The 22,596-nt window shown below is 53.0% G+C and carries 24 protein-coding genes and 1 tRNA gene; 17 read left to right on the top strand and 8 right to left on the bottom strand.

Features of this window, described 5'->3' with window-relative positions; genetic code table 11:
• Both EJQ19_RS07710 and EJQ19_RS07705 read left to right on the top strand, forming a co-directional pair.
• Positions 1 to 1,519: heparinase II/III domain-containing protein (locus tag EJQ19_RS07710; protein WP_206438381.1), on the top strand; the 1,519-nt coding region annotated here is incomplete at its 5' end.
• 142 nt (positions 1,520 to 1,661) lie between these two features.
• On the top strand, positions 1,662 to 3,008 hold the full coding sequence (locus tag EJQ19_RS07705; RefSeq protein WP_241242790.1) for a glycoside hydrolase family 28 protein: 1,347 nt from the start codon (positions 1,662 to 1,664) through the stop codon (positions 3,006 to 3,008).
• Between the two features lie 119 nt (positions 3,009 to 3,127).
• Here EJQ19_RS07705 and EJQ19_RS07700 read toward each other — a convergent pair whose 3' ends face one another.
• A complete protein-coding gene (locus EJQ19_RS07700) occupies positions 3,128 to 3,802 on the bottom strand; it encodes a hypothetical protein (protein WP_126140627.1) in 675 nt (224 codons plus the stop codon).
• 310 nt (positions 3,803 to 4,112) lie between these two features.
• On the opposite strand from EJQ19_RS07700, the gene EJQ19_RS07695 reads away from it, so the two are divergent.
• Both EJQ19_RS07695 and EJQ19_RS07690 read left to right on the top strand, forming a co-directional pair.
• Entirely contained in the window at positions 4,113 to 4,682 is a 570-nt protein-coding gene (locus EJQ19_RS07695; RefSeq protein ID WP_126140626.1) for a xanthine phosphoribosyltransferase, read from the top strand.
• Between the two features lie 80 nt (positions 4,683 to 4,762).
• Positions 4,763 to 5,089: a hypothetical protein gene (locus EJQ19_RS07690; protein WP_126140625.1), complete on the top strand. Its 327-nt coding sequence runs from the start codon at positions 4,763 to 4,765 to the stop codon at positions 5,087 to 5,089.
• A gap of 61 nt (positions 5,090 to 5,150) precedes the next feature.
• Here the strand turns inward: EJQ19_RS07690 and EJQ19_RS07685 are convergent, their stop codons facing one another.
• Complete coding sequence (locus tag EJQ19_RS07685) at positions 5,151 to 5,474, bottom strand: hypothetical protein (RefSeq protein ID WP_126140624.1); 324 nt, start codon at positions 5,472 to 5,474, stop codon at positions 5,151 to 5,153.
• Between the two features lie 223 nt (positions 5,475 to 5,697).
• On the opposite strand from EJQ19_RS07685, the gene EJQ19_RS07680 reads away from it, so the two are divergent.
• Both EJQ19_RS07680 and EJQ19_RS07675 read left to right on the top strand, forming a co-directional pair.
• A complete protein-coding gene (locus EJQ19_RS07680; RefSeq protein WP_126140623.1) occupies positions 5,698 to 5,961 on the top strand; it encodes a hypothetical protein in 264 nt (87 codons plus the stop codon).
• Positions 5,951 to 6,697 (top strand): adenosylcobinamide amidohydrolase, encoded by a 747-nt coding sequence (locus EJQ19_RS07675; RefSeq protein ID WP_126140622.1) that lies wholly within the window; start codon positions 5,951 to 5,953, stop codon positions 6,695 to 6,697. The genes EJQ19_RS07680 and EJQ19_RS07675 overlap by 11 nt, the downstream gene beginning before the upstream one ends.
• A 62-nt stretch (positions 6,698 to 6,759) precedes the next feature.
• On the opposite strand, the gene EJQ19_RS07670 is transcribed toward EJQ19_RS07675, so the two are convergent.
• Positions 6,760 to 6,945: a hypothetical protein gene (locus tag EJQ19_RS07670; protein ID WP_126140621.1), complete on the bottom strand. Its 186-nt coding sequence runs from the start codon at positions 6,943 to 6,945 to the stop codon at positions 6,760 to 6,762.
• Between the two features lie 124 nt (positions 6,946 to 7,069).
• Here EJQ19_RS07670 and EJQ19_RS07665 point away from each other — a divergent pair.
• The 3 genes from EJQ19_RS07665 (at position 7,070) to EJQ19_RS07655 (ending at position 8,766) form a co-directional block, all read left to right on the top strand.
• A tRNA-Leu gene (locus tag EJQ19_RS07665) sits at positions 7,070 to 7,154 on the top strand.
• A 349-nt stretch (positions 7,155 to 7,503) separates the two neighbouring features.
• Positions 7,504 to 7,959, top strand: a complete 456-nt coding sequence (locus EJQ19_RS07660; RefSeq protein ID WP_126140620.1) for a DUF2269 family protein — start codon at positions 7,504 to 7,506, stop codon at positions 7,957 to 7,959.
• A 54-nt stretch (positions 7,960 to 8,013) separates the two neighbouring features.
• The gene (locus EJQ19_RS07655; protein WP_241242788.1) at positions 8,014 to 8,766 is read left to right on the top strand and encodes an SDR family NAD(P)-dependent oxidoreductase; all 753 of its coding nucleotides are present in this window, start codon (positions 8,014 to 8,016) and stop codon (positions 8,764 to 8,766) included.
• A gap of 106 nt (positions 8,767 to 8,872) precedes the next feature.
• Here EJQ19_RS07655 and EJQ19_RS07650 read toward each other — a convergent pair whose 3' ends face one another.
• On the bottom strand, positions 8,873 to 9,352 hold the full coding sequence (locus EJQ19_RS07650; RefSeq protein ID WP_126140618.1) for a carboxymuconolactone decarboxylase family protein: 480 nt from the start codon (positions 9,350 to 9,352) through the stop codon (positions 8,873 to 8,875).
• Between the two features lie 194 nt (positions 9,353 to 9,546).
• On the opposite strand from EJQ19_RS07650, the gene sigJ reads away from it, so the two are divergent.
• Positions 9,547 to 10,410: an RNA polymerase sigma factor SigJ gene (gene sigJ / locus EJQ19_RS07645; RefSeq protein WP_126140617.1), complete on the top strand. Its 864-nt coding sequence runs from the start codon at positions 9,547 to 9,549 to the stop codon at positions 10,408 to 10,410.
• Between the two features lie 117 nt (positions 10,411 to 10,527).
• Positions 10,528 to 11,181 (top strand): Bax inhibitor-1/YccA family protein, encoded by a 654-nt coding sequence (locus EJQ19_RS07640; protein WP_126140616.1) that lies wholly within the window; start codon positions 10,528 to 10,530, stop codon positions 11,179 to 11,181.
• 86 nt (positions 11,182 to 11,267) lie between these two features.
• Here the strand turns inward: EJQ19_RS07640 and EJQ19_RS07635 are convergent, their stop codons facing one another.
• On the bottom strand, positions 11,268 to 11,495 hold the full coding sequence (locus EJQ19_RS07635; protein ID WP_126140615.1) for a hypothetical protein: 228 nt from the start codon (positions 11,493 to 11,495) through the stop codon (positions 11,268 to 11,270).
• A gap of 114 nt (positions 11,496 to 11,609) precedes the next feature.
• On the opposite strand from EJQ19_RS07635, the gene EJQ19_RS07630 reads away from it, so the two are divergent.
• Both EJQ19_RS07630 and EJQ19_RS07625 read left to right on the top strand, forming a co-directional pair.
• On the top strand, positions 11,610 to 11,891 hold the full coding sequence (locus EJQ19_RS07630) for a hypothetical protein (protein ID WP_126140614.1): 282 nt from the start codon (positions 11,610 to 11,612) through the stop codon (positions 11,889 to 11,891).
• Between the two features lie 92 nt (positions 11,892 to 11,983).
• Entirely contained in the window at positions 11,984 to 12,196 is a 213-nt protein-coding gene (locus EJQ19_RS07625) for a YqzE family protein (protein ID WP_126140613.1), read from the top strand.
• A 23-nt stretch (positions 12,197 to 12,219) separates the two neighbouring features.
• Here the strand turns inward: EJQ19_RS07625 and EJQ19_RS07620 are convergent, their stop codons facing one another.
• From EJQ19_RS07620 to EJQ19_RS07610, 3 genes are all read right to left on the bottom strand, one after another.
• Entirely contained in the window at positions 12,220 to 13,143 is a 924-nt protein-coding gene (locus EJQ19_RS07620; RefSeq protein WP_126140612.1) for a hypothetical protein, read from the bottom strand.
• 114 nt (positions 13,144 to 13,257) lie between these two features.
• Complete coding sequence (locus EJQ19_RS07615) at positions 13,258 to 14,283, bottom strand: YqhG family protein (protein ID WP_126140611.1); 1,026 nt, start codon at positions 14,281 to 14,283, stop codon at positions 13,258 to 13,260.
• Positions 14,280 to 16,070: a DEAD/DEAH box helicase gene (locus EJQ19_RS07610; protein ID WP_126140610.1), complete on the bottom strand. Its 1,791-nt coding sequence runs from the start codon at positions 16,068 to 16,070 to the stop codon at positions 14,280 to 14,282. Before EJQ19_RS07610 ends, EJQ19_RS07615 begins: the two co-directional genes overlap by 4 nt.
• Positions 16,071 to 16,227: 157 nt before the next feature.
• Here EJQ19_RS07610 and EJQ19_RS07605 point away from each other — a divergent pair, with 157 nt between their 5' ends.
• The 4 genes from EJQ19_RS07605 (at position 16,228) to EJQ19_RS07590 (ending at position 22,555) form a co-directional block, all read left to right on the top strand.
• Positions 16,228 to 17,067, top strand: coding sequence for a lipoate--protein ligase family protein (locus EJQ19_RS07605; RefSeq protein ID WP_126140609.1), 840 nt, complete (start codon positions 16,228 to 16,230; stop codon positions 17,065 to 17,067).
• Positions 17,068 to 17,485: 418 nt separating this feature from the next.
• Positions 17,486 to 18,358 carry a carbohydrate ABC transporter permease gene (locus EJQ19_RS07600; protein WP_126140608.1) on the top strand — a complete coding sequence of 291 codons (873 nt, stop codon included), beginning with the start codon at positions 17,486 to 17,488 and terminating at the stop codon, positions 18,356 to 18,358.
• A gap of 167 nt (positions 18,359 to 18,525) precedes the next feature.
• Positions 18,526 to 20,187 (top strand): extracellular solute-binding protein, encoded by a 1,662-nt coding sequence (locus EJQ19_RS07595; RefSeq protein ID WP_126140607.1) that lies wholly within the window; start codon positions 18,526 to 18,528, stop codon positions 20,185 to 20,187.
• A 148-nt stretch (positions 20,188 to 20,335) separates the two neighbouring features.
• Positions 20,336 to 22,555: a helix-turn-helix domain-containing protein gene (locus tag EJQ19_RS07590; RefSeq protein WP_126140606.1), complete on the top strand. Its 2,220-nt coding sequence runs from the start codon at positions 20,336 to 20,338 to the stop codon at positions 22,553 to 22,555.
• The last annotated feature ends 41 nt before the right edge of the window (positions 22,556 to 22,596 follow it).

The raw sequence follows: 22,596 nt of genomic DNA, 5'->3' as shown, positions 1-22,596 counted from the left end.
CTCGCTGATTAAGATGGCCGGCGTCTTTACGGAGGAGGAGAAGGGCCGGTTCTATGCGATGACCGAGTATTTGCTGCGCTATATGCTGGATTTGCGCGACCGGACGGAGCTAACCGCCGAAGCGGCGCAGCGGGGCTGCAGCAACTGGCAGACGGATATGTGCGCGGGCACCGCTTATATGATGCTCGTGCTGGACGATTTTCCGAACCGCAAGGCTTGGCTCTATAACGCGCACGCCGTGCTGCAAGCGCAGCTATCGCTGAATGTGAACCCCGACGGCTCGTGGCCGGAGTCGATTCGGTATCATCATGCGGCGCTGGAGCGCTTTGCTGGTTACGCGAAGGTCGTTGCCCACATGATGGGAGACAACTGGTTTGCCACGACGCGTCTGCCTGAAATGTTCGATTTCAGCGTGCAAGTGCAGACGCCGGGCTATACGTTTTTTAGCGGCCGCATCGGAACGCCGCCCTTTGGCGATCACGCGCTGAGCGGCGGCGCGGAGTTCGGCAGCTACACGACATATCTGGCCGATGTCGCGAAGGTGAATAAGGCGCTCGCCGATCGCATGTACCTGACATGGGTGAAGGCCGGCAAGCCGTTCAAGAAGCTGTGGGGCGAAGGGATTGCGTTGGACAATCTGCTCGCGCTTAGCGACCGTTATGCGTGCGACGGCGAACTGGCGCACTCCTCTGAGGTGAGCTACTCGGATGCGGGCCTCCACATATTCAGAGGGGATGGTCACGGAAGCTATTTCGCCGTGATGTCCAGCCCTCAGCCGATCGGCCACGGGCACCTGGATCAAGGGTCTTTTATCCTGTATAAAAATGCTGTGCCGCTCGTCATGGACTCCGGCATTGAAGGCTACTTTGACAGCAGCACGAGCTGGCATATTTCCTCGTATTCGCACGCGTGCGTACAGTTTGCGACGCGTCGGAAGGCTTTCCCAAAATCCGGCAGCGGCGCGATTAATTTGACGGCGGGCACGTACAGCCTAGAACGCGGCTGGGTCGATGTGCCGAGAACGAGCCATGTCCTGGCTTATGCGCCAGGCGAGGAGATAGATTTTATCTCCATTGAGATCCTGAATCCCGAAGGCGCAGGCAGACACAGAAGAGACATCCGTTATCTCAAACAACATGATCTTTATGTCATTTACGATCGAATCTACGACTTCGAGGGCGAGGTGCTGTTCAGCCTGCCGGTTGCGGCGGTGAGCACGGCAAAGGACGGAGCTTCCTATGTATCAGAAGGCTATTACGGCGTTGAGCTCGAAACGGTGCTCGCAAGCCGCGTCAAACGATCGTGGATTGAGCAAGGGCGAGCGACGCAATTTACGCCGGGCAAGCCCGGAGATGGAACGACGCTGGATTACATTCGTGCCGTGGCGGATGCCAAGGACGGATTTCTGACGATTTTGCATGCGAAAACACAAGGGGAGCGACGTTTGGACGCCGTCCATTATGCAGATGGTCATCTCAAAATCACACATGGGGATGTGTGTATGGATCTCGATCTTTAGGCAGTACGGATGCCGGGAAACTCGTTAAAAAAACGCACGTTTTCCTGAAAAAAACGCATACCCAGCGACAGCCGCATGAACTAGCATGTAGAGAGGCATGACAACATTCAGAACACGTTGGAGGGCGAGCCAATTGCTTGATATGTATAACGTAAAAGATTTTGGGGCTGTTGGCGATGGAACTACCGTAGATACGACGGCGATTCAACAGACGATCGATTGCTGCGCGGAAGCGGGGGGCGGCACGGTTGTTCTGGCGGGTGGAACGTTCGTCAGCGGCACGATTTTTTTGAAATCTAATGTCTATTTGCAAGTAAATGCTTCGGCAGTTCTGCTGGCGAACCCCGATATTCGCGATTATGCGGACGGGACACACTACAACCGCTATGTGAACGAAAAGGATATGGATAAGTGCTTGATCTACGCGGAGGATGCGACGAATATTGGCGTTATTGGCCAAGGCGAGATCAACGGTAATGCGGAATGCTTTCCGAATGAGGGGACGATCGACCGTCCGATGATGATGCGTTTTTTGAGATGCGCGCACATTCATGTGAAAGGTCTTCGGCTGCACAACTCGACGGCGTGGACGACCGCTTTTCTCGACAGCGAGAACATTTGGTGCGACGGCCTGGACATCCGCAATGACCGCAGGTATAACGGGGACGGGCTGGATTACGACGGCTGCAAAAACGTGTTCATCTCCAACTGCCGCATTCTCGGAACCGACGACAATCTTTGTTTACAAGCCAGCAGCAAGGATTATCCAATGAAAAATGTCCATATTGTCAACTGCCATTTTACGTCCATTTGCGCAGGCATTCGGATCGGGCTGAAATCGGTCGGGGATATTTCCAATGTGGCTATTCATAACTGCACGTTTGAGAACGTATGGCGTGAGGGCATCAAGATCGAATGCACCGAAGGCGGCAGCATCACCGACATCGTGGCGCAAGGGCTCGTGATGCGCAATGTGACGCGGCCGATCTTTATCATTTTGAATAACCGTCTGGACGTGATCGGCTCTTCTGTCGGACTTGAAGCGATGCCGGAGATCGGGACGATGGCACGCATTCTACTCTCGGACATCATCGCGACGGATGACGAGGAGATGAACAATACCCACTACCGTTTTACGGATGATGTGATGGGGTGTCCATCTTTTAACGGGATTCGCATCGACGCTTGCGAGAGCCATCCGATCCGCGATCTAACGCTCAAACATGTGACGTACACGTTTATTGGCGGCGTTAACAAAGAAGACATTCCGGCAGACTATCCGAAAGTCTGGGACATGCGATTCGAGCATCCCGACCTCGTCTCCGAGAACTATTATCCGACCTGGAGCCGAACGACGTTTATGGATGTCAGACATGTGGAGCGGCTTTCGCTGGAGGGGGTCAAGTTCCACGCCTTTCAGGCGGATACGCGGGAGTCGTATCGGATTGAGCATTGCACGGTGTTGAAAGAGGATGTTACGGAGTATTAATGAGCTGCGAGGAAATTAGCGGTACTTTATTTCCTCGCAGTCTCTGATGGTAACGTAAAAAGCCACCTCGCTCGGTTAATTACCAGGCAAGGCGGCTTCTTTCGTGTTCAGCTATTCCTTTACTGCCCGCCAAACAACTTGACCGACTGAATCGTCGAGTCTTTGGGATCCAGATCCAATCTCAGCACGGTGCCCTGCGCTTTATACGAGAGCATATAGGCGGTCTTCGCATCCGGCTTGCCAAGAATGGAGAGGGCATCCTGCACCTGCTGTCCAATTCGCAAGCCATGCAGCCCAGGATCAATGTCGCCGGAGTGGACGTCGACGAATTCTACGATTCCCTTGCTTGTAAAACCAAAGGAGAAGTCGCCGTAATCATACACCTCGATCCCATCTTCTTCCATGGCAAACTGCTTGCTCGCTTTACCGAAGAGCGCGACGACGTCGCCTTTGGCACTTCCTATTTTGACGCCCATAAGTGTAGGCTTTTCCTGTTGATAAGCATTCTCGGCTTTCACATTCGGCTTCGGTGTCGATTTCGGGTTCACAATTGACTGCGGTACATCGACTTCCTGCGTCGTCGTAGACGAGGCTCCGGCAACCTGTGCTTCATGCTGCTTGTTGTCTTCCTGATTCGGTGTTGCGGAAGGCATCGCGACAGCGATTGTCGGCGTAGGCTCGTCTCGCCATTCGTAAGAGGTGGAGGTCGAGACAGGCGAGGTTGATGCGAGTGGAGATGGGGCAGCAGCATCCTGGCATCCCGTTACAAGAACGGATAGGACCGCTACCGGCACACATCCTTGTATAATAGGTTTTATGAGGCTGTTCAAGGCGATCTATCCTTTCCGCGAGACTAGGATCATGTCAACTAAAAATGACGACTGTTTTAATCATACCGTTTATCGGCCGATTTTCAATGCATCTAGATGCCCAAATGTGAGCAATTCAAGAACGAAATCGCAGCGTGATTTTCTTCTATATAAGAATAGACAGTTAGAGGATGGAAAAAGTTTCAATCTTCGCGACATTTTTATTTTTGACTTGAAACGAGTGTTGTCGGTATGGTAATTTACTCATAATAGACAGGCAGAGGGGGTTATGTCCATGGAATTGTTAAAACGGCGGATTCAAGAAGTCGGCGTCGTGGTTTCGGATAAAGTTTTAAAGCTCGATACGATATTGAATCATCAGATCGATCCTGCTCTAGTCCTGGAAATGGGGAGAGAGTTTGCAAGATTGTTCAGAGAAACCAAGCCGGACAAAGTGCTGACGGTGGAATCCTCTGGGATCCCGATTGCGTATACGACGGCGCTTACGCTTGAAATACCGATGATCTTTGCGAGAAGAAAAAAGACCCTGACAATGGACCAGGATACGTACAGCGAGCGTGTTCCTTCTTTTACGAAAGGGATTGTGACGGACATTATGGTGTCCTCCCATTTGCTGCATCCAGGAGATCGCGTGTTGATCATCGACGATTTCATCGCCAATGGCGACGCGGCGCGCGGGTTGATTCGCATTGTAGAAAAGGCGGGCGCCGAGCTGGTCGGCGTAGGGATCGCAGTGGAAAAATCGTTCCAAGCCGGCGGCAACTCGATTCGCGAGAAGGGCATCCGCGTTGAATCTTTGGCACGCATTGCCTCGCTTGAAGGCGGGCGCGTAACATTTGACTGATTTTACATGGAGACTTCTACTTCCCTGAAAACGATTTATCCTTTATAATGGTTACAAGGTAAGAGAGGAGGCTGACATCTATGGGTATCGAAAATGGTTCGATCGAATATTTTATGTCGAAGCTTGAGGAAGCGAAAACGCACTTTGAACGAGCATTAGATTGTAAACATACAGAGTTTGACGATCTGTATCCGTATATGATCGAACATCCTCAATTTTTTTGGTATAAGCGCTATGTGGCTTGGTCTGAATTGTTAACTATCGTAAAGCTGTGCACTGAGCTAGGCTACGAGTGGGAGCAGCAATTCTCGGCAAGTCAAGCGGAATATATCAAGAAACGTGTGATGTCAAGCAAAGTCCTTGATTTCTGGTTTGAGACGAATGATTCCAAGGAACATGTCAGTTAATTGTTCATATACGAAGGTGAAGGCCAAGGGTTCCGGTTGTGGAATCTTTGGCCTTTTGCCGTTATACACCTTGATTCAGAACATTCATGCTTTCAATATGCCGTCTGGTGTGTTCATTGCCGAGGCGGTGAATGGCACGGTATACTTCGGTCAAATAATAGTCGTATTCCTGATCCTGCGGAACCGAATAGTAGACTTTCCAAGGGAGCCAGGTGGCGCCGTAGCTGTTTTGCGAGGTGTTGTCGACTTCTTCCAGAAGCTCTTGCAGCTTGGCAAGGTCTTCCTCGGTTGCTTGGATTTCAAATTGATAGTCAAGGGTGGTCGGATCTTCCAGCACTTCGCCGGTGCCGACGTTGATGTAGTAGGTTCGTTTGACTTCGTTCATCGTCAGATTGCCTCCCGTACAGGTCGTAGTTAGGTTGCGCTTTGCCTGCTGCTGTCAAGTTTCTTCTTCGTTAAGTTAGCCTATTCCCAACCTAATTATGTAACGTTTCGCGGATTCGGAAAATGGTGTATGCTAAACGGGAACACAGTTTAACGCAAGATGCTGGCCGGTCGTTCGCCCGACGGCGAACGGCTCGTTATATACATCCAGGGAGGTCATTTCGTTGATTACAGATGAACAGTTAGATACATACCGTGTGGACGGCACGCTCCTGCGTGTGATTCGGGATGCCAGCCCGGCCAATGATGTGCGGGGCTTCGTGGTTGCTTGGGATGATGAAACCGTCATGATTCGCAAAAAGAACCGCCGCGTCGTCAAGCTGGGGCGCGGCTACGTGTACCAGCCGTACGAGGCGGAGCGGCCGCCGGAATTTATGCTTCCGCAGGATCCGATCGAGCCGGACGATCTGTCGCACGATGAGGAATGAGCGGAGTTCGGGTGCGTCTGCGGCGCCTGGCGGGGTTCGCGCCGAGCTGGTCTGCTCGCCCCATGGAGAGTACTTGCGTGTCGGCGCTGACAATCCGATGCGCACGTTGAACTCTTCGCCATGGGGCGGCGGATTCGGCTGGCATCGGCACCTGGTCAACCGGCAGGTGAGCAAGTTCTACAATGAGCCGAACCCGCTGCAAGAGATGGAGACCTTCCTGGAACGGGAAGGTCTGGAGCCAGAGGCGACGGCGGGGATGCTCACGGCCGCGTACGTCGCGGATGTCGGTCACCACGCGATGGCGTGGCCGGAGGAAGGGACGGCGGCAGCGGGAGCGGCCGTCCTGCGCGTCGAGGCCTGGGTCACCGTCGGCCTCGGCAATAAGGCGCGCGCGGGGGCGGTGCAGGACGCGTCGCAGTTGTATTTGGAGACGATCGGGACGATTAATTCGATCGTCGTTGTTGCAGGTGCGTTGACCGATGCCGCGATGGTCAACGCCGTCATTACCGCGACCGAGGCGAAGGCCGCGGCGCTGCAGGCTCTTGGCATCACCGTCGATGGCGAAGCCGCGACGGGGACGACGACCGACGCCGTGCTGATCGCGGCGACAGGGCAAGGCCCGACTTACCACTATGCAGGGACGGCGACGACGCTCGGATATTTTATCGGGCGCACCGTGTATGAGGCGATTCTTGCGTCGGGCATGAAATACAGCGAGGCTGTGCAGCGGCTGTAACAGGTGAGGGCACAGTGTCTACGACTCTGCGCGACACTGTGCCCCCTTATTGCGACTCCTTGCTATTGGCGGCGGAAAACCCCATAGGCGAGGCCGACAGCCAACGCATCGATCTCAGCCAGGTCGTCTTCTTCACTTCCGTTTCGGAAATTCGGCTCATGCACGATTTCTTCGGCTTCGCCTTCGTTCAAGTGGCGTTCGTTGGCGGTGTATTTCGGTTCAAGCTCTTGGATTTCCTCTTCATTCATGGGACATCCCTCCTTTGGATGTAGGGTGAGGAAAGCAGGCGCAATTTATACAAAAAATTGTGTGAAAGATTTGTTGACGAGCCATTTCCTGCGTGGTATATTAGTTGAGCAAGCTTTTCGACATGCGGTCGTGGCGGAATTGGCAGACGCGCACGGTTCAGGTCCGTGTGGGCTAACCCCCCGTGGAGGTTCGAGTCCTCTCGACCGCATCATAAAACAACCCTTCTTTGATGATTCGAAGAGGGGTTGTTTTTATTTTTTGCCAGTGTTCACTTTTCCAAAGACTTGAGTTTCACAAAACGGTCAGGATAAATTGTGCCGAAAATTAGCCTTCTGGCACATCGGAGCACAAATTTCTCGTGTAAGCAGTGGCATCAAATAAGCTCACACCCTACTTGCGGTGTGGGCTTATTTGCTTTGCGCTGTGTCTTTGTGCCAACTGACCAGAAACTATACGTTCGTATAATTCCGAAGAAGGAATCCTTCATGATACATTCAATGGCAGGGAGGGCGAAAGCGTCGTATCGTGTCCGAACACATGATAAGGAGGGGTAAACGATGGAATGGCTTATATGGATTCATGTGCTGTCAGCAATGATCGGCATCGGACCAACGTATTTCGGTCATATTTTGCTTAGGAAGAAGCAGAGCAGTAATCAGCTCCAGCAGTCGCTGGCGCTGTTCGGCCTGCTTAACTATTTTCCGAAGATCGGCGGTTCGATTGCTGTTGTTTCGGGCGTGGCGCTTGTTGCTGCAACGGGCTGGAATTTCGCGGACCTTTGGATCCTGGGTTCTCTGGTTCTTTATGTGATGATTCAAATCGTTGCCGTGGGGATGCTAGGGCCAGTTCTGAAGCAATTGATGCAATTGCTGAATATCGGCGATGATGCAGAGAACGATCCGGGAGTAGCGACGAACAAAACAGCACTTCTTGCCAAAGCGAATCGGCTGTATAACACGGCTTCGATTCTCGGCATTATATTAATTCTGTTTATGATTGTCAAACCGATGTAGGCAACGGAACGCGGACCAGGAAAGTATCTTATCTATGATGAGGAGGAAATCAGAATGATGAATTTACAGGGGAAAGTTGCTTTTATTTCAGGGGGAGCCCGGGGAATTGGGGCGGCAGCGGCGTTGATGCTGGCACAACAAGGTGCTAAGGTGGCGATCAATTATGTTCGGCAGACAGATGCTGCGCAAGCTATCGTGGACCGGATTCGCGAAGCCGGAGGGACGGCTGAATTGGCAAAGGCGGATGTGAGGGAGCCTGAACAGGTGAGAGAGGCTGTGGCACACATCGAAGAAACGCTGGGCGGTATTGATATTTTGGTCAGCAATGCACATATGTCCTTTGTGATGAAGCCGTTGATCGAGCTGCAGTGGGAGGAGCTGGCGCAGAAGCTGAATGATGAGATGAAAGCGACGTTTACGTTAACAAAGGCGGTTCTGCCCGGCATGGTTGAACGAAAATATGGAAGGATTATTTACATTTCCAGCGGAGCAGCGGATACGGCTTTGCCGTATATGTCCGCGCACGGCACCGCCAAAGGGGCGCTGAATGCCTATGCCAAATATGTAGCATTGGAAGCAGGCCCGTACGGGATCACGGCCAACGTCATTTCCCCGGGACTCGTCCAGACGGAAGCGTCGAATGATACACCGTTTTCGGTCAAGCAGCAAATTGCCGCTATGACGCCGCTGCAGCGTGTGGCTGTGCCGAATGATGTGTCAGGCGCGATTGCTTTTCTGGCGAGCGAAGAGAGCCGTTTCCTTACGGGCACATGCACGTATGTAAATGGCGGGATCCATATGGGGTAAGACCGTTTTTGAAAAAAGGGATGTCACCCAGCCACATTCATGGCTGGGTGACATCCCTTTTCTGTTAACCGAATCTCGCAGTGAAATTGGCACGACGAGCGCTCAATTACTTCAGCCCAGCCTTCGTCAATCCAAACGCCGTGTCCGCCGAGCCCGGAACTGTTTTGAAAGCAATGTTGATCCGGTTCCAAGCATTAATCGCCATCACGGAGAAGGTAAGATCTGAAAGTTCCTTCTCAGAGAAATGGGCGCGAACACGATCGTAAACCTCATCCGGTACGCCGTGCTCAGGCAGTTTGGTCAGAATCTCGGTCCATGCCAGCGCAGCGCGTTCGCGTGGGAGGAACAGATTCGATTCACGCCAGATCGGGAGATGGTATAGGCGCAGCTCGCTTTCGCCATGGATTTTGGCCTGCTTGATGTGCATGTCGAGGCAGAAGCCGCAGCAATTAAGCTGGGAAGCTCGAATGTGCACGAGATGAAGCGTTTTTTCATCAATGGCGCTTTCTTTTTCGGCATTGCTGAACTCCATCATTTTTTTGAAAATTTCCGGAGATTGCTGCATGTAATTTACTCGTTGTGTCATGGGGACACACCTCTCTTTTTTGTTTTTTTTACAGTCTCGTTCATATAACGAGGTGGTCATCCGTTCTGTGACATGTGCTGTTTCAAATGGCAAGGTAGGCAAACGCGTCACAAAATGATACCCTTTGTTGTCTTATGGATAGAGATATTGCTTGGCATGCACAATAGACACCTCATCAAGGAAGGTATCGAACGATGAATGAATTATATACACAGTATAAAGGGCTGTTATTCAAGCTCGCTTATCAATTGACCGGATCGGTTTCGGACAGTGAGGATGTCGTGCAGGATGTTTTTCTGAAAGCGATGGACATCCACGTGGAGCAGCTGGCAAATCCGAAAGCGTATCTATGCAAAATGGTCACGAATCGCTGCCGGGATTTACACAAGACGGCCCGCAAGAAACGGGAGGAATATTTTGGTGAGTGGTTGCCGGAGCCGTTTCTCACTTCCGAAGTGGATGCCTTGGAATCGGTCGTTCACGAAGATCTTTTATCCTACGCCATGCTTGTGCTGCTTGAACGATTATCTGTGGCGGAGCGAAGTGTGTTTGTGCTGCGAGAGGCTCTCGGCTTCGATTATCAGGAGATAGCCGAGCTTCTTGAGAAAAGCGAAGCGAATTGCCGCAAACTGTTCAGCCGCGCCAATGCAAAAATGGGTCTGCGCCAAGAAGAGCTGGCGCCTCATGAAGGAGCCGGTCAAGAATGGATTCAAGCCTTTTTGGCGGCGCTCAAGCAAGGTAATATAAATCAAATTCTCGCCATGCTGGATCAGGAGGTCGTCCTGGTTTCCGACGGGGGCGGCAAGGTGCAGGCTGCGGTTGAACCGATCGTTACACGGGAGAGAGTGGCGAGCTTCCTGCTCGGTCCCGTGCGTCAGAATGCCATGGTGAATGGGGAAGTGGCGGCGGAAATACGTCAGATCAACGGCAACTATGGCATCGTGCTTCGATCTAGCGAAGGGGTGCACACGGCAGGGTTGCTTCATGTGGAGAATGGCGTTGTACGCAACCTGTTTTTTGTTAGAAATCCGGAAAAGTTGACGTATGTAGGGGAATAGGAGGCAGGGACCAGATGTCGAACGTACCAGCCACAATCTTCGGTAGCAGCTTACATGAAAGTCGGCTATAATACATACCATAAGTTGTACAATTTTTCCAAAGGGAGTTGACGTTCTATGGAAAGAACGGTTACGGTTTCACAGCAAGGCAGCTTTGCGCATGTGCTGCAGACATTTGCCTTGTCGCTGCTGGTGTCCTTCATCGGCATGTTGATTGGTGCGATGGTTATCCCGCCTTCGCTGGTCACACTCTTTATCATTGTTGAGGTCGGTATGTTGATCGCCGCACTGATCATTCGGATTCGCGGCAAGAACATCGGCTACGGCTTTCTCTACACCTTCACGGCGATCTCCGGCGTGACGCTGTATCCCGTTATCATGGTGTACGGCGGCCTGCTTGGCGCGAACGTCGTGTCTGGCGCGTTCTTTGCGACAGCGGCGATCTTTGGCGGACTTGCGTTCTATGCGCACCGGTCCCAGCGGGATTTTAGCTTCCTCGGCGGCTTCTTGTTCGCAGGCACGATCGGGCTGGTGCTCATGAGCGTCATTGGCATGTTCGTGAACTTCGGCTCCATGACGAACCTCGTATGGTCGATGGTCGGTATTTTGATTTTCAGCGGCTGGGTGCTGTATGATGTGGCGCAGTATCGCGATGGGGTTGCGGCGGAGGAAGTACCGCTGGCTGCGCTGAATATTTATCTTGATTTTATCAACCTGTTCCTGTATATTTTGCGGTTCATCGCCTCGATTGCAGGGTTCAACCGGAACTAGGCAAAATGATCAAAAAATTAAAAGCACGATAGACCCTCACAGCAGCTGTGAAGCGGTTATCGTGCTTTTAAGCGTTGTAGGGTAGATCATACATCGGACTCCTGCCCGGATTTCGGTTCAAAATAAGCGGTATCTCCGCGGAAAACGGAGGAGACATCCAGCAGGGTATACAACAGCTGGGTTAATTCGGCGTGCGAAAGATTTAGAGATCGCAGCGGCTCGTTGGCTTCTCCCGTAAATCCGATTTCCAAGGTATGCTTCAATTCATCCATTTGAATGTAAAACTGCTCGGTTCGCAGCATTTCTTTCGGCATCTGACTGAGCACCTCTCTCTTTGCTACTAATGACTTTTGCGTAAAGCAGGCACGAATATGGGCCGCGGCTCATACAATTAAAAGGAATTGATATGAGAGGGAGTGAACCAACCTATGGCGGCATGCAGCACATGGATGTACAGAGGGATTACGTCTTCGGTATTCAGAGCCCTGCAACAGGTCGGCAGAAGGCAAGGCTTTTCGATTCCAAATGCAGCCTCGGGCAAATTTATGATCACCGTCGTCGGGATGAACGTTGGATTTCAGTATGCTTGGGACACGAATGCGCAGACGCTGCTCCTGCAGTGTGACAATAAGCCGATGCTGCTTGGTTGCGGGACGATAAAATCGTTTGCGGATAAAATCATTGCGGAAAGCGGCGGGCGTCCCGCTTAATTTGATCGCTGGCTGGCTCCACCTGCCTCGCGCTTGCGGCGTTTAGGCGCTTGCGGCAATGGGTATACTAGGCGGTAAGGCAGGTGGAAAGCATGGCGAAAAGCGATGAGCTTGTCAAATACATAACCCAACGGGTTGTCACGTATATGGATACACCGAAAGAAGTTCGCCAGCAGGCGAAAGCGTCTTTGAAGCAGCAGCGCGAACCTTGGCAGACGCGTTGGTTCGGCATGATTCCGTTTGCGACACGGATGTTCTTCGGCAGTGTGAAGCTGCCCAACAAGCCAAAGAAGCCTAAGACCTAAATCAGGTTTTAGGCTTTTTTGTGCTAGTTATATAAGCTCCCGTGCGCCAATGCGGAAGGAAGCGGGATATACCGAGGGCCGTTATGATCAAGCACCAGATACGTCCGATCGGCTTCCCACTCCGTGTACCCCATGACCGCCAGGGGCATCGTCACTTGATCGCCGTACAGCTTCGTTACATACGTAAGCTGAGCGTTTTTCTGAAGTGCCTGCTGGAGATCCACGAGCGAAGCAACTGCGAGCGGCGTGCCTTGGACCCAAGGCAGGCGGTCGTAGGGATCAAAGGCCGGCAGCTTCAACTGCGAAGCGATATGCGTCAGCGACGAGGGCTTCAGAGATTCATCCGCTGCAGGTTCCGGGTCTTTCGTTAGCGGCAAAATTTCGCCTGACTTGGCATCGGCATATACCGTCTGCTCTGCCAAGATTAGCTTCCAGACGGAGGTCAACGTTCCTGTATACAGCCGATCTTGAATCACGGCGGGATCTTGCGCAAACGCTTCAAAAGAAATGGAAGAAGAAATAAGTTCCTGTTGTATCAAAGATTGATACAACGTGTTCAGACTAAATAACGGATGGTCGCCTGTGCCGTATTCCGTCAAGCGATAACCGCCTTCTTCGGTGGCATGAACGATCATATAGCCAACTTCCGAACCTTGATCGGAAAGGATGACCACCCAGCCATGCGTCCCGGGTCCGAGCGGATAGCTCTGCCAGGTAGCGGTTTTCCAACTGGCATTGTCAAGCTCTTCGGCTAGTACGGACTGCCATTGGCGAATTGTATCTGCGAGTGGGGCTGCGCTTGTGCGCGCGGACAGCTTGCCCGACGCAGGCTGTTCCTGGGCTATTTCCGGCTGCTTGACGGAATCGCCTGCCGAAGAGTGCAGAGGCATGACGCCCAGGCTGCAGATAAGGAGGCAGGCTGCTGCGAATGCCGTGGACAGCTTCATAAGAATTCCTCCTGACGGCGAATCTAGTATTCTATAACTCTATTGTAAAAGATAGGCGATAAAAAGATTGTTGCAACCTGGCACGCCTTCCTTGCAATGTTTTAGCGACTCGCGTCATTTTCTGGGAAATCGGGAAGCAATTAAATGGAACAAACCGCCGTTAATGACGGAAACGACAATGCGCGGCTTATACTGCCAATCGATTTCCTGCAGCCGGTTGCGGCATTGCTGCTCAATCTCATCCCGCTCTTTCGGCTCAGCGCTGAGCAGCAGGCTGTTGTAATACGACTCGACGCGGTCGATTTCGCTGCGATGCTGCCGGTTCGCCTCATCGGCCCAGCTGTGATCGTAGGCGCTGATTTTGCGCTCGAGCGTCATTTCCAGCAGATTGGTCGCCTTCGGCAGTGTGATCGTACTGGGCAAAATATGACTGCCGACCGGCAGCTTCGGCGATAGGCTCTTCGTTAGCATTTGCTTGTGAAAATGCTCCCGGATTTCGCCGCTGCTCAGCTGAATCCCAAGCGAGTGAATCTCCGTGCGCTTCGTGTCGCACGCCAGCTCCACCTTGTAGTTGACACAGAACCACGTGTCAAACACGAGGGGACCGTGTGTCGTCGCCCCCATCGGGAACGGCTCCTCAAACAAATGGATGAATCGGCCCTTCTCCCGCACGATGCCGAACAACTGCTCGAGCCGGCGGCTGCCGAACGTCACGTCTTCCTGCGGCACCCGCGCCGCGATCTGCGTCGGCACGAAGCCGAAGTAGCGGCCGAGAATGCTGTCGCCGCTCTGGCCGACTGCCTCGGGCTGCCCGTCAGACGCGCCAGCGGCGGCGCCGGGACCAGGAGCAAGGCCGGGGCCAGGGCTGCTTCCCGGAGGCAGGGGCGCTTTCGCAGCAACTTTCGGCTTCGTTTCCTGCTTCATCGCTTCCACGTCGAAAACGAACTTATACGTCATCGTCTCCGGCGCCGCGCCGGTCCGTTCGACGAAGCTCCAATAATAAGGGCGACCCGTCATCTCGCGGTCCGCTTCGGGCGACAGCTTCACCGTGACGGAAGCCGGCGATTTCTCCAGAATCGTACAGTTATACGCTTCCAGAAAGCGCATCACAAACGAATGCACGTTGCGCTTGTTCATCATGGCTGCACCTCCGCATGTCCAGCGCCGCTGACCCGGTCAAGAATGGCCTGATAGGCGGGGCGGGGCTCCGTATTCATCTGCACTTCCTCGCGGGCTTCGGTGAACGAATGGCCGAGCTCGTCGATTTTGCGGCGCAGCTCCTCCCGCGAGCGCGCTTCCATCGCCATCCGGAAGAGGGAGGACTCGATAGAGCCTTTTTTCTCGATTTTCTCCAAAATCGTGTCCAACTGCCCGATCACCAGCTCGAACATATTGATTTTTTCGTGCAGCAAGGAAAGGATGTGTTCCTCAATCGTGCCTGTCGTGGACAGATTGTAAATGTTCACGTCGTGCGTCTGCCCGAGCCGATGCACCCGACCGATTCGCTGCTCAACGCGCATCGGGTTCCACGGCAGATCGAAGTTGATCATGTTGTGGCAAAATTGCAGGTTAATGCCCTCGCCTCCGGCCTCGGTGGCGACCAGCACCTGTACCCGGTTGCGGAACAGGTCCATCATCCAGTCTTTCTTGCCGCGATTCATGCCGCCGCGATAGGGAACAGCAGTGATTTTATGCTCTTTGAGATAGTTAAGCAGATACTCCTGCGAAGCCCGGTACTCCGTGAAAATAATGACCTTATCATTGATTTCCTCAATGAGCTTCATCGCTGTTTCCGCTTTGGAGTTGGCCTTGATGCTGCGGATCAGCTCGACGAGCTCCCAGATTTTGGCGCGGACCGGGGAGTCCTCCGCCGTCTTCTTAAATAAATTGACCAGTGTAATAAAAACGGCGTCGCGCGAGCTGCAAACTTCCCGCTGCAGGGTAATCAGCGAGAGCATGCTGTTCAAATCGCCTGCGCTTTCGGTATAACGGGTACGTACAAAATTCGTGACGCCATCGTAGAGCGCTTGCTCGTCAGGCGAAAGTGTGATGGGGATGTTTTTCACCACACGCTTCGTATAATGCACGCCGCCGTCTCCACGCCGGTTGCGGATCATAACCTTGGACAGCTCCTGCTGGAGCTGCTGCTCGTTTTTCGGCGTTCTTTTACCGACCACGAAATTGTTCTTGAAATTGTGCTGCCCCCCGAGTTGTCCCGGCTTAAGCAGCGTGATGAGGTTGTACAGCTCTTTCATATCGTTCTGGACCGGCGTTGCGGTCAAAAGCAGGCAGTATTTTTTGCGCAGCTCGTTGACGAAGACGTAGTTGGAGGTCTTTTTGTTTTTCAGCTTATGGGCCTCGTCAATAATCAGCATGTCGTATTCTTGGTTCATTACAATTTCCCGATGCGGATCGCGCTTGGCGGTATCCATCGAAGCGACGACAATATCGTTCTGCTCCCACATATAGGCTTTCTTTTGCGCAACGGCGGGAATGCCGAATTTGGTATTGAGCTCGCGCACCCACTGCAGGACCAGCGAAGCGGGAACGAGAATGAGCGTTTTGCGGACGAGACCACGGATCATGTATTCTTTTAAAATCAAACCGGCTTCAATCGTTTTCCCGAGCCCGACTTCATCGGCCAGAATTGCCCGGCCCTTCATCTCGCTGAGCACGCGTCTTGCGGTTTCGATCTGATGGGGCATCGGTTCGAGCTGTCCAATCTGCCCGAGGCACAGCATATCGTCAAAAGATGAGATCAGGCCCGACTCTTCCGATTCGTAGGCAAGCTGATACAAAGTCCAATCGTCCCAGGGGCCTCCGCTCCGCTCGCGGTTATCCAGCTCCGTAAACCAGTCCCGGTCAACATGCATGTCCAACTGTTTATGGATGGGGCGAATGTTCTCTTGAGGTTGGATGTGACGCATGGGTGTGCCCTCCTAAACGATTTTTGTCGAATACGTGTTAGTATGTCCATTCGCCGGCCTTTCATAACTTTGCCATGTAAGAGTTTTCCGGTCCCGGGGCGTTGTGTGCTATGATAAGGGATGATGATAGGATGGAAGGGAAGGAAGATGAGGTTCGATGAACAAATGGAGATTCATTCACACGGGAGATCGGTCTCCTGCTGAAAATATGGCTTTAGACGAAGCGATGCTGACGGCGCACAGCGAAGGGCTCGCTCCGCCGACGGTGCGCTTCTATGGGTGGAATCCGCCGACATTGTCAATCGGTTATTTCCAAAAGGCCGCCGAAGTCGACCAGGAAGCGGTCGCCGGCGAAGGCATCGGCTTCGTTCGCCGTCCGACTGGCGGACGTGCGGTGCTGCACGATAAGGAGCTCACGTACAGCATCATCGTGGCGGAGGATTACCCGGGCATTCCGCGTCAGGTGACGGAGGCGTACCGGGTGCTCAGCGAAGGGCTGCTGCGAGGCTTCCGAGAGCTGGGCCTGCAAGCGGAAATGGTGCAGCTGGCGAGCGAGGAAGAGAAGGAGAAATATGCATCGGCCGGTTCGGCGGCCTGCTTCGATTCTCCTTCGTGGTACGAGCTCGTCGTGGAGGGGCGCAAAGTCGCCGGCAGCGCGCAGGTTCGGCAGAAAGGCGTCGTGCTGCAGCACGGCTCGATTCTGCTGGACATGGACACCGACCAGCTGTTTCGGCTGCTCCGCTTCGCGAACGAGAAGGTAGCGGAGCGGATGAAAGCGAGCTTCGTGAAAAAAGCGGTCGCGATCAACGACCTGCTGCGCTCGCAGGCGAAGCCGGAAGTGACGCTGCGGGACGTCGAGGACGCGTTCCGCCGGGAAATCGCCGCCGGCCTTGGCGTCGAGCTGGAGGAGGCGCCGCTCACGCCGTACGAGGTGGAGCTGACGGAGCAGCTCGTCCGCGAGAAGTACGGGACGGCGGAGTGGAATTTGCGGCGGTAGGACGTTCGGCTGCTGTGTAGGCGCAGCGGAGAGAAGAAGCTGCCAACGATACGATCCAAAATCCAAGGATGGTCAGACCTATGACCATCCTTATTTTCGTTAGCAGCGTGACCTGCCTGGCGCAATTTACATTGAGGAACGTCATGACACTATTTGCGTGCTGCAAAGGGATCGAGAGGGCCTTATTTGCCTCATTTTGAGCGATATGGCAGGCCCTAGGCCAGATTAAGGCCTCCTCGTTCCGCTGCTTACTGAAATCCGCGAAAATCAGTGAAATAGCGGCGCCTCGTTCCGCAAGATGAACGGAGGGGTTGCAGTCGGATTCACGTCCCCGATCATATACCCGAATCATGTGTATTGCCGCCGCCGCACCTACCTTTTACATTGGGGATATACCTATAGTGGATGGAGGATTCCCATGAGAGCTTCACCTGGAGAGAAATTGTTTTACGTGTTCAACTATGTGCTGTTAAGCGTCGTCGGGATCAGCTGCCTGCTGCCGATGATTCACCTCTTGGCGCTGTCGTTCAGCGATCAGCCCGCGGTGCTGTCGGGCCATGTCTCGCTTTGGCCGGTGGGGTGGAACATCGAGTCGTATAAGCTGCTGTTCAAAGGCACGCGCATACTGCCGGCGTTCCGCAACTCCCTGGTCATTACGATCATCGGAACGCTGCTCAGCATCGCCTTTACGGTGCTGGCGGCCTACCCGCTGTCGAAGCGTTATTTTGTCGGGCGTAAATTGTACACCTTACTGCTCATATTCACGATGCTGTTCAGCGCGGGGCTGATTCCCAATTATTTGCTGGTCAAAACGTTAGGCATGGTGAACACTTACTGGTCCTTATGGCTGCCTGGCCTCATCTCCGTGTATAATACGCTTGTCCTGAAAACGTTTTTTGAGAACATTCCCGCCGAGCTGGATGAGGCGGCCCGCATGGACGGGGCCGGCGAATGGCTTCTGATTGCGCGAATTTATATGCCGCTGGCGCTGCCGGCGCTCGCCACGTTGATTTTGTTCTACGCCGTCGGTTATTGGAACATGTTCCAGAATGTCCTCATCTATATGAATTCGCCGGATAAGCAAAACCTCACGGTCATCGTACAGCAGATGATTATGAACAGCATGCTGCAGGTCGACCAGTTTCTCAGGCCGGAAGAGTCGATTCAAATTACGCCGGAATCGATCAAGTCGTCCGGGATCATTGTGATGATTTTGCCGATGCTGCTTGTCTATCCCTTCGTGCAGAAGCACTTTGTGAAGGGCGTCATGATCGGTTCGGTCAAGGGGTAACGCAGAAAAGCGCATATCCCCGAAAATCGTATATTCCCCATGAAAGCGCTATACAACGATTCTTGTATATTGTGAAGCCTTGGAGCAAGGGGCTACAGTAGGGGCAAGCGAACCGGTCGGTCCTGCGCTGACCATCAAGGTCGTCTATCCATAAGGAGGTCAAAACGATGAAAAGAAAACTGATCACCCTTTCCGTACTGGCTGTTGCGCTTGCCGGTGTCAGCTTGCTTGCAGCCTGCGGCAAAGAAGAAGGTGGCGCCCCTGCTGCTTCCGGAGACACGAAGGTTCAGGGCACGGCAGCGCCCGAGAAACGCGGCAAAATATCAACGACCATTTATGATCGCGGCAACATGGTGCCGGAGGAAGGCACGCTCGACAAAAACCGTTGGACAGATTACATCAACAAGAACGGCCCTGTCGACGTGACATTCGTTCCCATTCCGCGGACGAAGCCGGAGGATAAGCTCAATGTGATGTTTGCCTCGGGCGAAGCTCCGGATCTCATTCAAGATTACGACGGCAAGAACAGAAGCACGTGGTATGAGTCCAAGCAGCTGCTGCCGCTGGATGATCTGATTGACAAATACAGTGTGGAGTACAAGGCACTGCTGCAGAAATATCCGCTGCTCCGCAAATACGGCACCCGTTCGGACGGCAAGCTGTATGATATTGCGGTATTGGCCAAGCTGGATGTGAACTGGGTATACCTCGTGCGGACGGACTGGCTGAAGAAGCTCGGACTGGAAGCGCCGAAAACGACAGATGAGCTGATGACGGTAGCGAAGGCATTCACCGAGAAGGATCCGGACGGCAACGGGAAGAACGATACGTACGGCTTGTCTCTGGGCGGCGGGTACAACAACAAAGTGATTGATTTCATGTTTGGCGTACCGGTGTTCTCGAATTACACGCTGAAGGACGGCAATATTCAGTACGCGTGGGAGAATCAGCAAGCAGGTCTGGAGTTCAAGAAGAAAATGTTCCAGGAAGGCGTCATCGATAAAGACTTTGCGGCGGATACGAACGGGGACAAGGCGAAGCGCGATTTCTTGAACGGCAAGCTTGGCTTTTATGTCGGTCCGCTTCCTTCAACCATCGAAATGGAAACGCTGATGAAGAACGATCCTAACGCGCAGCTGTCGCCGATTCTGCTGCCGAAAAGTCCTTATGGCCAGTTTAGCCCGCCGCTCAGCGCGCCGATTCAGAATGCGGCTGCTGTGAACGCGAAGGCGAAAGACCCGGTTTCCGTCATCAAATACATTGATTATTTGGAGAAAGAAAGCACGTACAAAGCTTTGAAATGGGGCATTGAAGGCGAGCATTACAAGCTGGATGCCAACGGCTGCGCGCAGACCATTGACCCCGACAAAAATAAAAAAGAACGCAGCTATGCCGGCGATTACAGCATGATCTCATCCGCACCTGCGAGCGTGCTGCAAAAATGTGATTCCCGCCTCGATACACTGAGTGACAGCAAGCCGGCCGAGAAGGAAATCAAACGCATTTTAACGGAAGCCCGCAAACTTTATATTGCGCCTGAGCGTCCGACATCCGGTTACTTCATTGATGTTCCGTCCACACCGAAGGATCTGGATATGATCGTGCAAAGCGTGCCGAACATCCAAATCGCGGCCTCCAAGATCGGGACGCCGGACGAGTATGTAAAGGCGATTGTCACACCGAATATGACGGCGGAGCAGGCGGTCAAGAACGCCAAAGACATCTGGACGAAAGCCGGCGGTTCCAAAGTGGACGAATGGTTCCAGAATTGGTACAAAACAAATAAAGATAAAGCGATTACCGTCAACGACATTTACGAGGTTAAATAGCTGAAGCAAGGCCGGCCGGAGCGAGCGCTCTGCGCCGGTTTTTTGCATGGGACCGAAAAATGTATATGTCTGAAAAACGTGTATTTGCAGCGTGCAGGAATCCGGTTACAATGAAGGCAATCATCCCGAGAAGGAGAGAGCGGTGGACATGCTATCGAAGAAAAACTGGTTTAACCGATTGCTGATCTCCTACATCCCTGTTTTTGTCATCATTGTATTCATCTTATCCGGCCTCTTTTTTGTATTTGCCAACTACATTACACAGAGTCAATCGAAGAAAACGAATGTTATTTTCATGGAGCAAGCGATGAGCAATCTCGACCGCACGTTAAAACAGATCGATTTAACCGTGCTGCGAGAGCTGAACACGAATGAGGGCTTGAACAGCTTTTATTTTGCTCCCGAAGGGGATCGCTATAACGGCTTAGCGCTGCCGGCAACCAAGTTGGAGCAGCTTGTGTCGGGCTCACCGGAAATTGCGTCGGCGTATTTATACCGCAATACGGATGGCAAGGTGCTGAGCAATAGCTTGATTGTGCCATTGGAAGTATTCGGGGATTCGGAATTTCTAAAAAGTATTATTCAGAACGGCCCGCCGGCGGCATGGACGCCGATTCGCGGCTATACGGAATATCTCGACGAGGAGCCCAAGAGCGTCGTCAGCTTGGTGCGCAGAGCACCGCTGCTGACCGGCGATAAAGGGTTCATTGTCATCAATGTCAGTGTCGATTATATTTCCAAAATGATCGATCAGATGGGCTATTCGCATTACAGCTTTATTCGCGTGCTGGATGAGAGCGGCCACACCATCAACAGTCAAGGGGCGGCCGTCGAAAGCTCGCGCGCGCTGCAGTCCGGTTCGATGAAATCGGCCTATACCGGCTGGGAGATGCAGATCGGACTCAAGGAAGGCGGCTTCACGTATTTGTTCTCCAGTCTTTATATCGGCTGGATGCTCATCACGGTTGTGATGCTGATCATCGGCATCTGGTGGATCATCCATGCCTCCAGAACGCATTACCGTCCCGTGGAATCGATTTTGAATCAAGTCCGCGCCGGCGCGCTGCATAAAGCTTCTTCCGGGAAGGACGAGTTCCATTTTATCCAGAATGCGATCACGGAGCTCATTGACCAGAGTAATGAATTTCAGCAAAAGCACCGGCAGGACATGGTGTATCGCAAACAGGTGCTTTTCATGGAGCTGATTCAGGGCAACAAACCGCTCGCCCCGGAGGCGTGGAAGGAACAGCTTGACGCCTATCGGCTGCCGACGGAGTCTGTGAATTTGCAGATGGCGGTGATTGAGCTGGATAAATTCCAGCAGTTCTGCGAGCGTTACAGCCAGCGGGACCAATCCTTGCTGAAATTCGCCCTGAAAAGCGTCATTACGGAAATGGCCGAGAAGCACGCACTTGTCGCTTGGGGGGAATGGATCGACAGCGACCGGCTGGGAGTGCTCTTGTTTCATCAAGAAGAGACGGACGGTTTGTCCACCAAGTCGCTATTTGAGGAGCTGCACAGTTGGGTGCAGGGGCATTTGCATTTTACCGTAACGACGGGGCTCAGTTCTTCTGTGAAGCAAAGTGAAGACATTCCTCTGGCTTACGAGGAGGCTGCAACTGCGCTGAAATACAAAACAGTGCTGGGCTTCAGCCGGGTGATTCACTTCCTGGAAGTTAAGCCGAAGCAGGATGGCGACGTCTACAACCGCTTGCAATCCGTTCGCGGCATCGTGATCATGTACAAGCAGGGGAATGATGAATGGCAGACGGCCTTTTCCAGCTTGATTCAGCACCTGCGCGACGATCATGCGGCCCAGGATGACATCGTCATCACGATGGAGTACATGAATTATCAGCTCAATCAAGCGATGAAAGAGCTGCATGCTGCGTACAAAGTGCGTTGGGAGCAGGAAACGTATCCGGCGCTGCTGGCGATTTTGGAACATCACGAGCTGTTGGATGAGCTGGCGGAGCGGTATTTCGGGCTGCTTTCAGAGGAATACGCAAGGCTGAAAGAGCTGCATGAAAACAGCTCGAACCGGGTTCTAATCCGCCAAATGCAGAAGTTCATCGAGGATCATTTATATAATCCGGATTTATCGCTGAACATGATCGGCGAAGCGTTTGATCTGAACGATAAACAGGTCAGCCAAGTGATCAAGCAGGAGCTCGGGGAAAAATTCGTCGACTATCTCGCCCGGCTGCGCATTCAATATGCCAAACGGCTGCTCGAAGAAACGGATGAGCCGATTCAAGCCGTATCACTGAAAGTCGGGTATGTGCACGCGCTTTCTTTTATCCGCATGTTCAAGAAGATGATGCAGATGACGCCGGGCGATTACCGGAAGCTGCACCGCAATTCGTAATTCATAAGCATTCGCCTTGGGGCGGGTGCTTTTTTGCTGCT

Source organism: Paenibacillus whitsoniae (assembly GCF_003955665.1).
Taxonomy (GTDB): Bacteria; Bacillota; Bacilli; order Paenibacillales; family NBRC-103111; genus Paenibacillus_E; species Paenibacillus_E whitsoniae.
Note: the sequence above shows the minus strand (reverse complement) of the source record. Positions and strands in the feature narration are given on the sequence as shown.